This window comes from Pseudomonas sp. yb_9 (assembly GCF_043103635.1).
Classification (GTDB): Bacteria; Pseudomonadota; Gammaproteobacteria; order Pseudomonadales; family Pseudomonadaceae; genus Aquipseudomonas; species Aquipseudomonas monteilii.
Window position 1 is genome coordinate 71,119 of sequence record NZ_JBICKA010000095.1, and the last position, 11,694, is coordinate 82,812.

At 64.1% G+C, this 11,694-nt stretch carries 8 protein-coding genes; 4 read left to right on the forward strand and 4 right to left on the reverse strand.

Annotated features, from left to right (window positions below; all coding sequences use genetic code 11):
• Positions 1-230: 230 nt before the first annotated feature.
• Entirely contained in the window at positions 231-1,658 is a 1,428-nt protein-coding gene (locus ACF8MI_RS23700; protein WP_060498185.1) for a mechanosensitive ion channel family protein, read from the forward strand.
• 109 nt (positions 1,659-1,767) lie between these two features.
• On the opposite strand, the gene ACF8MI_RS23705 is transcribed toward ACF8MI_RS23700, so the two are convergent.
• Together ACF8MI_RS23705 and ACF8MI_RS23710 are read right to left on the reverse strand one after the other, a co-directional pair.
• A complete protein-coding gene (locus ACF8MI_RS23705; protein ID WP_060498186.1) occupies positions 1,768-3,054 on the reverse strand; it encodes an FAD-binding oxidoreductase in 1,287 nt (428 codons plus the stop codon).
• Between the two features lie 166 nt (positions 3,055-3,220).
• The gene (locus ACF8MI_RS23710) at positions 3,221-4,711 is read right to left on the reverse strand and encodes an aldehyde dehydrogenase family protein (RefSeq protein ID WP_016712672.1); all 1,491 of its coding nucleotides are present in this window, start codon (positions 4,709-4,711) and stop codon (positions 3,221-3,223) included.
• Positions 4,712-4,847: 136 nt separating this feature from the next.
• Between ACF8MI_RS23710 and ACF8MI_RS23715 the strand changes: the two genes are divergently transcribed.
• Together ACF8MI_RS23715 and ACF8MI_RS23720 are read left to right on the forward strand one after the other, a co-directional pair.
• Positions 4,848-5,738 (forward strand): LysR family transcriptional regulator, encoded by an 891-nt coding sequence (locus ACF8MI_RS23715; protein WP_156866872.1) that lies wholly within the window; start codon positions 4,848-4,850, stop codon positions 5,736-5,738.
• Between the two features lie 140 nt (positions 5,739-5,878).
• Positions 5,879-7,273, forward strand: coding sequence for a VOC family protein (locus ACF8MI_RS23720; RefSeq protein WP_060498188.1), 1,395 nt, complete (start codon positions 5,879-5,881; stop codon positions 7,271-7,273).
• Between the two features lie 51 nt (positions 7,274-7,324).
• On the opposite strand, the gene ACF8MI_RS23725 is transcribed toward ACF8MI_RS23720, so the two are convergent.
• Positions 7,325-8,251 (reverse strand): LysR substrate-binding domain-containing protein, encoded by a 927-nt coding sequence (locus ACF8MI_RS23725; RefSeq protein WP_060498189.1) that lies wholly within the window; start codon positions 8,249-8,251, stop codon positions 7,325-7,327.
• Between the two features lie 157 nt (positions 8,252-8,408).
• Here ACF8MI_RS23725 and ACF8MI_RS23730 point away from each other — a divergent pair, with 157 nt between their 5' ends.
• Positions 8,409-9,797 (forward strand): NorM family multidrug efflux MATE transporter, encoded by a 1,389-nt coding sequence (locus ACF8MI_RS23730; RefSeq protein WP_060498190.1) that lies wholly within the window; start codon positions 8,409-8,411, stop codon positions 9,795-9,797.
• Between the two features lie 81 nt (positions 9,798-9,878).
• Here ACF8MI_RS23730 and ACF8MI_RS23735 read toward each other — a convergent pair whose 3' ends face one another.
• A complete protein-coding gene (locus tag ACF8MI_RS23735) occupies positions 9,879-11,546 on the reverse strand; it encodes a bifunctional diguanylate cyclase/phosphodiesterase (RefSeq protein ID WP_060498191.1) in 1,668 nt (555 codons plus the stop codon).
• Between the last annotated feature and the right edge of the window lie 148 nt (positions 11,547-11,694).

Consider the following 11,694-nt stretch of genomic DNA (forward strand, 5'->3'; position numbering starts at 1 on the left):
ATAGCGGTTTTTGGCTTTAGCGTTCTGTTTTAAGAACGATAGATTGGTGTTGGATTTGCTGGCCTCTTCGCGGGCTCGCCCGCTCCCACAGGGATCGCACCAGATTCAAAACCAGCGCAGTACCTGTGGGAGCGGCCAAGCCCGCGAAGAGGCCGGTACAGGCTTTCATTGCTTGCCCGGCAAACCTGCTCTATTACTACCCACAGCCCTCCCTCACCCCCGAGACTTCCATGCTGGCGTTCATCCAGTCGTCCCCGTTGTTGCTCGGTACTGCCCTGCTCCTGCTCGACCTCGTGCTCTGGCAACTCATCCCTACCCAGCGCCGCGCCTGGCGCATCGGCACGCGCCTGGTGATCTTCCTGCTGTTCAGCTCGGTGCTGGTAGCCGCCGGCTTGAGCCCGCTGCAACCACCACCCTGGCCCGACGATGTCTCGCGCAACCTCATGGCCACGGTATTGGCCATTGGCTGGTGGCTGTTTGGCGCACGCACGGTCACGGTGGTGTTCGGCCTGCTGCTGGTCGCCCGTGGCAGCCATGGCGGGCGGTTGTTGCAGGATGTGCTGGGGGCATTGATCTTCCTGGCCGCCGTGGTGGCTGCCGCCGGCTATGTGATGCAGCTGCCGGTGAAAGGCCTGCTGGCAACTTCCGGGGTGATGGCCATCGTCATCGGCCTGGCGCTGCAGAGCACCTTGGCCGACGTGTTCAGCGGCATCGTGCTGAACACCACGCGGCCCTATCAGATTGGCGACTCGATCTCTATCGACGGCACCGAAGGCAAGGTGCTGGACATCGACTGGCGCGCCACGCGCCTGCTGACCGGCACCGGCAGCCTGGCGGTGATCCCCAACTCGGTGGCGGCCAAGGCCCGGCTGCTCAACCACAGCCGCCCGGCCGATGTGCATGGGGTATCGATCAGCGTGGTGGTGCCGGCCAAGGTGCGGCCCAAGCGGGTGTTCGATGCACTGGAAAAGGCCCTGCAGGGCGTCAGTGCCATTCTTGAGACCCCAAAGCCGAAAGTGACGGTGAAGGCCTCGACACTGGAATCCGTGGAGTACGAGGCCAGCGGTTTCGTGGCCGATGCAGGCGCCAAGGGCGACGCACGCAACCAGCTGTTCGACCTTGCGCACCGCCACCTGGAGGCCAGCGGCGTGATGTGGAACGTGGACCTGGCCCTGCCGCCGCGCAGCCGTCAGCGCGAGGTACTGGACGAGGTGCGGGTGTTCCGCTCGTTAAGCGATGAAGAGCGTGATGCGCTGAGCCAGCGCATGACGGCAGTGGAGTACCTGGCGGATCAGGTGATCCTGGGCGTTGGCGAGCATTCCGATCACCTGTTGGTGATTGGCAGCGGGGTCATCTCGGCATCGGTGCGCGATGGCGACAAGTTGGTCGAAGCAGGGCGCATGGGGCCGGGTGAGGTGCTGGGGATCGAGGGAATCATCGATGAAGAGGATTCGCTGGCCGAGTTCCGCACGCTGACCAGCTGCGTGCTGTACCGGATCGACAAGGAGCAGGTGAAGAGCTGTTTGCAGCAGCGTGGCGAGGTGCAGACGGCGCTGAGCAAGTTGCAGCGGTTCCGGCGCCAGAGCCGGGAGTCGTTGTTGCTGCAGAAGCCCGCGCTGATCAAGAAGGGCGGCTTCCTTAGCTGGTTGCACAAGTAAGCCTGTGCTGACCCTTTCGCGGGTAAACCCGCTCCTACATGTCCACCATTGCCCTCTCGGGCGGTGAAAGCCCTTGTAGGAGCGGGTTCACCCGCGAAGAGGCCATTACCTACAACACAACTCTCAAGCATTGCCCCGCGTGGTACAGCGAGAAGCCGGACTCGTAGAACGCCGTGCGCAGCGATGGCGCGCTCACGCCGCTCATCGGCGAGAACGGAATCGGCAGGCTATCCGCCTCCCCCTTCAGCAGGAACTCGGCAAACGCCCGGCCAATCACGGTGCCGGTGGTGTTACCACGCCCGTTGTACCCGGTCACCGCCACCAGCCCCGGCGCCGGCTCAAACAGGCGCATCAGGTGATCGGGGGTGAAATCGATGCAGCCCGTCCAGTGCATTTCCCACTCGACCTTGCCCAGCTCCGGGTAGTAGTGGCTCTGGATCCGGTCTGCCCAACTGCGGACGAACCACGACGGCTTGTTGTCGACCCGGCCCAGGCTGCCGAGCAGCAGACGGCCCTGGTCGTCGCGGCGGATGCTGCTGAGCACAGTGCGGGTGTCCCACGAGCCTTGACCATGCGGCAGCACCTTGTCGGCTGCTGCGCCCTGCAACGGCTTGGACGCCACCTGGTAGTAGTACCCACGGAAAAACTGCTTCTGAAGGTTGCTCCAGTCGCCTTCGGTGTAGGCACCGGTGGAAATCACCACCTTGTCGGCGCGCACCGAGCCACGTGCGGTCTTCACCCGCCAGGCATCGCCGTCACGCTCCAGGCCTTCGACCGAAGACTGCTGGAACAGCTTGCCGCCCAGACGCGCCACGGCAGCCGCCAGGCCCTGGGTGTAGCCCATGGGGTTGATGGTGCCGGCGCGGCGGTCGAGCAGCGCGGCGGAAATCTTGTTGGTACCGCAGTATTCCTGGCACTGGGCGCCGGTCAGCAGCTCCACGTCGGCACCGCGGCGGCGCCATTGTTCGTGGCGGGCCTCAAGGTCGGCGATGCCGGAGGCGTTGTGCGCCATGTGCAGCGTGCCTTTGTGCTGGGCCTGGCAGTCGATGCCCAGGCGCTCGATCATGGCGAACACTTCAGCCGGGGCTTCGCCGAGCACTGTGTTCAGGCGGCTGCCCTGCTTCTGGCCGAGGGTGGCCTCGACGTCGTCAGGGCGGATCCAGGTACCGGCGTTGACCAAGCCCACGTTGCGCCCGGAGCCGCCGTGGCCGACCTTCCAGGCCTCCAGCAGGATCACCGACTTGCCCTGTTCGAGCAGGTGGATGGCTGCAGACAGGCCGGTAATGCCGCCACCGATCACGCAAACATCGGCCTTGTGCTCACCGGCCAGGGCCTGGGCGGCTACGGTCGGTTTGCTGACGAATTCCCACAAGCATTCTTGACGCAGTTCGGACATGGCCCGGCTCCAGCAATTTGTTCTTGTTTGGGGCCGCGTTAGGGCCCATTCGCGGGCAAGCCCGCTCCCACAGGAGGTACACAGGTTTCGAACTCTGTGGGGACCTGTGGGAGCGGGCTTGCCCGCGAACCGGGGGCTGAGCCCCCGGCCATGCAGCATCAACCCATCAGTCGAACACAATACCCTGCGCCAGCGGCAGCTCGCGCGAGTAGTTCACGGTGTTGGTCTGACGACGCATGTAGCCTTTCCAGGCATCCGAACCCGACTCACGACCACCGCCGGTTTCCTTCTCGCCACCAAACGCACCGCCGATCTCGGCGCCGCTGGTGCCGATGTTGACGTTGGCGATGCCGCAGTCGCTGCCCGAGGCACTCTGGAAGCGCTCGGCCTCACGAATGTCGGTGGTGAAGATGCACGACGACAGGCCTTGTGGCACTTCGTTGTTCAGGCGCAGGGCCTCTTCGAAGTCGTCATAGGCCAGCACGTACAGGATCGGGGCGAAGGTTTCGTGGCGCACCACGTCGCTCTGCGCCGGCATTTCGGCAATGGCAGGCGACACGTAGTAGGCATTCGGGTACTGGTCGGCCAGCTGACGCTCGCCGCCAAACACCTGGCCGCCTTCGTCGCGGGCCTTGGCCAGCGCGCCTTGCATGGCATCGAACGACAGTTTGTCGATCAGCGGGCCCACCAGGTTGTCCTTGCGTGGGTCGCCGATGCGCACTTTGCCGTAGGCGGCTTTGACGCGGGCAACCACTTCGTCCTTGATCGAGCGGTGCACGATCAGGCGGCGCAGGGTGGTGCAACGCTGGCCAGCAGTACCCACAGCCGAGAACAGGATGCCGCGCACGGCCAGGTCCAGGTCGGCACTCGGGGCCAGGATCATGGCGTTGTTGCCACCCAGTTCGAGGATGCTGCGGCCGAAACGGGCAGCAACACGTGGGCCCACTTCACGACCCATGCGGGTGCTGCCGGTGGCGCTGACCAGCGGCACGCGCGGGTCGTCGACCATGGCTTCGCCGGCTTCACGGCCGCCGATAACCAGTTGGGCCAGGCCAGCCGGGGCATCGCCGAAGGCTTTCAGGGCTTTTTCGAACAGAGCCTGGCAAGCCAGGGCGGTGAGCGGGGTTTTCTCAGAAGGCTTCCACACCACCGAGTTACCGGCCACCAGGGCCAGGGCGGTGTTCCAGGCCCAGACGGCAACCGGGAAGTTGAAGGCGCTGATCACGCCGACCACGCCCAGCGGGTGCCAGGTTTCACGCATGTGGTGGCCTGGGCGCTCGGAGGCGATGGTCAGGCCGTACAGCTGACGCGACAGGCCAACGGCGAAGTCGCAGATGTCGATCATTTCCTGTACTTCGCCCAGGCCTTCCTGGGTGATCTTGCCGGCTTCGATCGATACCAGCTCGCCCAGGTCAGCCTTGTGCTCACGCAGCACTTCGCCGAACAGGCGCACCAGTTCGCCACGGCGCGGGGCCGGCACGGTGCGCCAGGCTTCGAAGGCGCTTTGGGCCTGGTCGATGCGGGCGATGGTCTCGGCCTTGCCGAGCAGTTTCACCGAGGCGATCTGGCTGCCGTCGATCGGCGTGTGAACAGGGTAGTCGCCCTGGGTGTAAGCCTCGGCGGCAACGCCAAGGCGCTCGAGCAATCCAGCAACCATTTGTGCTTCTCCTACATCGGGTGATGGGGTGGAAAAATGATGTGGATCAGTATTAATCCGATCACATAGGTACAACAAACGACCTTTATTCCGCATATCATTCCGTCAGGTAATGATTTGAGCCGCAGAGACCGCTATGTCCAAACGCCTTGTGCCCTCCATGACCGCCCTGCAGTGCTTTGAAGCTGCAGCCCGCCATTTGAGCTTTACCCGTGCCGCCGAAGAGCTGCACCTGACCCAGAGTGCGGTCAGCAAGCAGGTGGCGCAGCTTGAAGACATGCTGCGCCACCACCTGTTCCTGCGCATTCGCCGGCGCCTGCAACTGACGCCGGCCGGCAGCCTGTACCTGGCCGAGGTCAACAAGATCCTCACCCAGGTGGACATGTCCAGCCGCTACGTACTCACCTACGGCGAGCAGACCGAGATATTGAAGGTAGCCACTCAACCGAGTTTTGGCGTGCGCTGGCTGATCCCGCACCTGAAGGGTTTTGGTAAGCGGCACAGCAATATTCACCTCGATATCCGCAACGAGATGGAGCCGTTTGCCCTGTTGCAGGGCTCGGCGGACGTGGTGTTTTTCTATGGCCAGGGTACTTGGCCGGGTGCCACCTGCGTGGAGCTGTTCCGCGAAGAGGTGGTGCCAGTGTGCGCGCCGGAGCTACTGGCCGGGCGCACGCTGGGCGATGCCGCAGAGCTGGCCGACCTGGTGCTGTTGCAGAGCACGTCGCGGCCGGAGGCGTGGCATGAGTGGTTCCTGGAGCAGGACCTGCAAAGCGTCAGCGCTTACCACGGGCCACGCTTCGATACGTTCTATATGGCCTTGAGCGCGGCGCAGGCCGGGTGCGGGGTGGCGCTGGTGCCACGTTACCTGGCAGCGAAGGAGCTGGCCGAGGGGAGTCTGGTGGTGCCTTGGAACCATGCGATGCGCAGTTCCGGAGCGCATTATCTGGCGTATGCCGAGCATGCGGCGGAGGTGCCCAAGGTAAGGGCATTGGTGGAGTGGATTCACGAGCAGCTTCAGGCTTGAGGGCCTCTTCGCGGGCGAACCCGCGAAAGGCCTCTCAAGGTCGATCAAAAAAGGAATGACACACTCACTTTTTTTCGCTTGTGAGCCAAGTGCATTCCCAGCTTTCATGTAAGCGTCCGAACCCAACCAGGAAGCTAGCGATGCCCGCCCACGATTTCGTCAGCCCAGACAGCATTCGCGCGCAGTTCTCTGCCGCCATGTCGCTCATGTACAAACAGGAAGTGCCCCTGTACGGCACGCTGCTGGAGCTGGTGAGCGAAATCAACCAGCAGGTCATGGCCCAGCAGCCCAAGGTTGCCGAGGCCCTGCGCTGGACCGGGGAAATCGAGCGACTGGACCAGGAACGCCATGGCGCCATCCGCGTTGGCACCGCCGAAGAGCTGGCCACCATCGCCCGCCTGTTTGCCGTCATGGGTATGGAGCCGGTCGGCTACTACGACCTGAGCTCTGCTGGCGTGCCGGTGCACTCCACCGCCTTCCGCGCCGTGCATGAACAGTCGCTGCATGTCAGCCCGTTCCGTGTGTTCACTTCGCTGCTGCGCCTGGAGCTGATCGACAACCCGCAACTGCGCGAGCTGGCACAGGGCATCCTGGCCAAGCGCCAGATCTTCACCAGCCGCGCCCTCGAACTGATCGCCCAGAGCGAGCGCGATGGCGGGCTGAACGCCGCAGATGCCGGTGCGTTCGTGCAGGAAGCGTTGCACACCTTCCGCTGGCACCATGACGCCACCGTCACCGCCGAGCAGTACCAGCAGTTGCACGACCAGCACCGCCTGATCGCCGATGTGGTGGCCTTCAAGGGCCCGCACATCAACCACCTGACCCCACGGACCCTGGACATCGATGCGATCCAGGTCGGCATGCCGGCCAAAGGCATCCCGCCGAAGGCCGTGGTCGAAGGCCCGCCTACCCGTCGTCACCCGATCCTGCTGCGCCAGACCAGCTTCAAGGCCTTGCAGGAAAAGGTCGCATTCAGCGACCAGCAGGGCAGCGAAGGCAGCCACACCGCCCGTTTCGGCGAGATCGAACAACGCGGCGCGGCGCTGACGCCGAAGGGTCGCCAGCTGTACGACAAGCTGCTCGATGCCACCCGCGCGGCCCTGGGTGGCGCACCGGCCGAGGCCAATGCCGAGCGCTACATGGCGCTACTGAAAGACACCTTTGCCGAGTTCCCGGACGACCTGGCGCAGATGCGTGAACAGGGCCTGGCATACTTCCGCTACTTCGCGACCGAGAAAGGCCTGGCTGCGCGTGACCAGGAAGGCCGCCCGACCACCCTGCAAGGGCTGATCGACGCAGGCCATGTGCACTTCGAGGCGCTGGTGTACGAGGACTTCCTGCCGGTGAGCGCGGCGGGCATCTTCCAGTCCAACCTGGGCGACGATGCGCAGGCCGAATATGGCAGCAATGCCAACCGCGATGCCTTTGAGGCGGCGTTGGGGTTGCAGGTGCAGGATGAGCTGGCGCTGTATGCGCAAAGTGAACGCCGGTCGTTGCAGGCCTGTGCTCAGGCACTGAACCTGGGCTCTATGTAAGGCATTGCGGCCTCTTCGCGTGTAAACCCGCGAAGAGGCCGGTACATGTGATCAGAGGGACGGCAGGATTTCCACATCCGGCAAATCCATCGCCGCCACCTCGTCTGCCAGAAAATCACTCAACCGCCGCAACCGCTCGCCACCCGGCCGGGTACGTGGCCATACCAAGTAGTAGTCCATCCCGCTGGGCACTGCTGTCGGCCAGGGCAGGCTCAACCGCCCCTGCGCCACATCTTCGGCCACCATCAGCAAATCGCCCATGGAAATCCCGTAGCCACGCGCAGCGGCGATCATGCCCAGTTCCAGGGTGTCAAACACCTGCCCGCCCTTGAGCGAAACCTTGTCGCTCAACCCCATGCGCTCCAGCCACTCCCGCCAGTCGCGCTTGTCCACCGTGGGGTGCAGCAGCTCGATAGAGGCCAGCTGGTGCTCGTCCCAAGGTCCTTTTTCCAGCAGATCTGGCTCCCCCACCGGTATCAGCAACTCCGGGAACAGCTTGCGCACTTCCCAGTCCGGCGGGAACACTCCGTCGCTGAGCAACACCGCGCAATCGAACGGCTCCTGGTTGAAGTCCACATGGTCAACGTCCATCCAGGCACTGGTCAGCTGTACTTCATTGCCTGGCTGCAGGTGACGGAAACGGCTCAAACACGCCAGCAACCAGCGCATGGTCAGGGTCGAGGGGGCCTTCATGCGCAGGATGTCGTCTTCACCGCGCAAGGTATCGCAGGCCCGCTCCAGCGCCGCGAAGCCTTCGCGAACGCCTGGCAGCAATACCCGTGCGGCCTCGGTCAGTTGCAGGTTGCGGCCACTGCGCACGAACAGGCGGCAGGCGAAGTGATCCTCCAGCGTGCGGATATGCCGGCTGACCGCGCTCTGAGTGATCGACAGTTCCTCACCGGCACGGGTGAAGGAACTTAGCCGTGCGGCGGCTTCAAATGCGCGAAGGGCATACAACGGAGGAAGCTGACGAGACATGAGGCACCTGCCATACGGGGCTGTGGAGCGGATCACCAAGAAGCATATATACATGAGTCAGACTCATGCCAATGATCGCTTTTATCCTTTTGTGCAAAGTTGACCAAAGCCTCAGAATCGCCCTTCGTTCATCACCTCAGGAAGAAGGACAGCCCTCATGCACGTCGCGCCCACCACAGAACTCAAGGCTTTGCTGCGCCTGGCCGGGCCGCTGATTGCCTCGCAGTTGGCGCACATGCTCATGGTGCTGACCGACACCCTGATGATGGCCCGCATCAGCCCGCAGGCCCTGGCCGGTGGCGGTCTGGGTGCAGCCAGCTACTCGTTCGTGTCGATCTTCTGCCTGGGTGTGATCGCCGCAGTCGGCACCCTGGTGGCGATTCGCAAGGGCGCCAACGATATCGAAGGTGCGACCCGGCTGGCGCAGAGCGGCCTGTGGCTGGCCTGGGGCCTGGCGCTGTTCGCCGCGCTGGTGCTGTGGAACCTGGAGCCGGTGCTGCTACTGTTCGGGCAAAAGCCCGAGAACGTGGCCTCGGCGGCCGAATTCCTCACGCTGCTGCCACTGGCCCTGCCCGGCTACCTGACGTTCATGGCGTTGCGCGGTTTCACCAGTGCGCTGGGGCGCTCGACCCCGGTGATGGTCATCAGCCTGATCGGCACGGTGCTGAACTACCTGTTCAACGTGGCGCTGATCGAGGGCATGTTCGGCCTGCCCAAGCTGGGCCTGATGGGCATCGGCCTGGTCACCGCAGTGGTGTCGATGGGCATGGCTATCGCGCTGGCGCTGTATATCCGCTGGCACTCGGCCTATGCCGCCTACCCACTGCGCAAGGGCCTGTCGCGCCCGTCGCTGCCAGCACTGCGCGAGCTGTGGCGGCTGGGGCTGCCAATTGGCGGTACCTACATGGTGGAAGTGGGCCTGTTCGCCTTCGCCGCGCTGTGCATGGGCGTGCTGGGCAGTACCGAGCTGGCCGCGCACCAGATCGCCCTGCAGATCGTGTCCACGGCGTTCATGGTGCCGACGGGGCTGTCGTATGCAGTGACCATGCGGGTGGGCTTGTATTACGGCGCTGGCAACCTGCTGGCGGCGCGCAGCGCCGGGCGCGTGGGCATTGGCTTCGGGGCCATGATCATGTTTGCCTTCGCCGCGCTGTTCCTGCTGCTGCCCGAGGCGCTGGTGGGGCTGTTTATCGACCGTAACGACCCGGCTTTTGCTGCGATCTTCCAGGTGGCCGTGCAGTTGCTGATGGTGGCGGCGTGGTTCGAGCTGTTCGATGGCATGCAGACGATTGCCATGGGCTCGATCCGCGGGCTGAAGGATGCCAAGACCACCTTCCTGATTGGGCTGGTGTGCTACTGGCTGGTGGGGGCGCCGAGTGCGTGGCTGTTCACCTTTACCTTGGGCGGTGGTGCGGTGGGAATCTGGTGGGGCTTGGCGCTGGGGCTGGCGTGTGCGGCGGTGGCGCTGACGTTTGGCTTTGAGTGGCGGATGAAGCGGTTGCTTGTGAAGGCTGAGGTGCGTGCAGGGGCTGCTGCTTCGGCCTGACGTCAGGGCCTCTTCGCGGGCACGCCCGCTCCCACAGGATTGCGCGGCCCCTGTGGGAGCGGGCGTGCCCTCGAAAGGGCCCTAACGCACAGCATCCAGCTGACGGCCAGGCACCTTCAGCAGAAAATCGATCAACTCCCCCACCGGCAGCGGCTTGCTGACCAAGAAGCCCTGCACCTGGTCACAGCCAAACCCACGCAACAATGCCAGCTGCTCTTGACTCTCCACCCCCTCGGCGACCACTTCGAGGTTGAGGTTGTGCGCCAGGTTGATCATGGCATGCACCAGCTTGCGGTTTTCCTCGCGCATTTCCATTTCGGCCACAAAGCTGCGGTCTACCTTGAGCAAGGTGATCGGCAAGCTGTTGAGGTGCACGAACGAAGAAAACCCGGTACCGAAATCGTCCAGGGAGAAACGCACACCCAGGCGGCCAAGGGCGTCCATGGTCTGGCGCACCAGCTCGTTGCGGCGCATGACTGCCGTTTCGGTCAGTTCGAACTCCAGCCAGCGGGCATCGACACCGTGCTCGAGGATCAGGCGGCTCAAGGTGGCCAGCAGCTGGCTGTCCTGGAACTGGCGGAAGCTCAGGTTGACTGCCATGTGCAGCGGCTCCAGGCCGCGCTCGCACAGCACCTGCATGTCACGCAGGGCACGGGAGATGACCCAGTAACCCAGCGGCACGATCAGGCCACTTTGCTCGGCCAACGGCACGAACTCGCTGGGCGGCAGCAGCCCGCGCTCGGCATGGCGCCAGCGCACCAGCGCTTCCAGGCCGACAATTCGGCCATCGGCCAGGTCTAGCCTCGGCTGATAGTGCAGCTCCAACTCATCACGGCGCAGGGCGCGGCGCAGCTCGCTTTCCAGGTCGGCCAGGCTACGGGCGTTGCGGTTGATGCGCTCGTTGAACACATGGAAGGTGCAGCCTTGGCTGCCCTTGGCCTGGCGCATGGCGATGTGGGCGTGCCACATCAAAGGGTCGGCCCCCGCTTGGGCGCGGGCATGGGCCAGGCCCAGGCTGCAGCCCAGCAGCAGGCTTTCGCCGTCGATGAAGTAGGGTTCGGCCAAGGCTTCGACGATACGTTCGGCAATCCATTCGGCGCGGTTGGCGTCGCGGCGGGTGTCGATCAGCAGGGCAAACTCGTCGCTGCCCAAGCGGGCCAGCTGGTCACCCGCCTCCAGCTGGTTTTGCAACCGCGCCACCACCTGCAGGATCAGCCGGTCGCCGCTCTGGTGGCCGAGGGCATCGTTGACGTGGCGGAAGTTGTCCAGGTCCAGGTGGCCCAAGGCAACGCCACGGCCTTCGTTTTCGGCCAGGCGCGCAGTCAGCAAGGCCTGGAAGCCTTGGCGGTTGGCGATGCCGGTCAGGGGGTCCTGCTCAGCCAGGCGCTGCAAGGTGGCCACCAGCACACCACGCTCACGGACATGACGCAGCGAGCGGCGCAAAGTATCGGCATTGAGCTGGCCGCGTACCAGCCAGTCGCTGACGGCCGTGGGCGCCACCTCGGGCTCGTGGTCGAGCAGCAGGATGGTCGGCAGGTCGCAGCGCCCGGGCACGGGCTGCTGAGCCGGGGTTGCCAGCACCACAGCCTGGCGATCATTGCTGAACAGGCTGTCGACGGACTCCCAGTTCGGGGCGGTGAGCAGCACGGCGCTGCCGCTCAGGGCAGGCATGCAAGCGTGCAACAAGGCGGCCCATTCCGGCTCATCAGCCAACAGCAGCAAACGCAAAGGTTCGACAGGCGTGGACAAGCGGACTCCTTAGGGCTTCACGGTGCAACGATAACTGGCGGGTATGCTACTGCATTTAATGAAAATGATTTTCACTTTTATACATGTTTTTTTACGAGCGTAGCATCCCGACGTATTTTGTCGTGCATCCTGCTCGAAACGAGCCGAA

Excerpts from the sequence above, each read along its gene's own strand:
- ACF8MI_RS23700 (WP_060498185.1), top strand. The coding sequence starts at position 231 with ATGCTGGCGTTCATCCAGTCGTCCCCGTTGTTGCTCGGTACTGCCCTG.
- ACF8MI_RS23705 (WP_060498186.1), bottom strand. The coding sequence starts at position 3,054 with ATGTCCGAACTGCGTCAAGAATGCTTGTGGGAATTCGTCAGCAAACCG.
- ACF8MI_RS23710 (WP_016712672.1), bottom strand. The coding sequence starts at position 4,711 with ATGGTTGCTGGATTGCTCGAGCGCCTTGGCGTTGCCGCCGAGGCTTAC.
- ACF8MI_RS23715 (WP_156866872.1), top strand. The coding sequence starts at position 4,848 with ATGTCCAAACGCCTTGTGCCCTCCATGACCGCCCTGCAGTGCTTTGAA.
- ACF8MI_RS23720 (WP_060498188.1), top strand. The coding sequence starts at position 5,879 with ATGCCCGCCCACGATTTCGTCAGCCCAGACAGCATTCGCGCGCAGTTC.
- ACF8MI_RS23725 (WP_060498189.1), bottom strand. The coding sequence starts at position 8,251 with ATGTCTCGTCAGCTTCCTCCGTTGTATGCCCTTCGCGCATTTGAAGCC.
- ACF8MI_RS23730 (WP_060498190.1), top strand. The coding sequence starts at position 8,409 with ATGCACGTCGCGCCCACCACAGAACTCAAGGCTTTGCTGCGCCTGGCC.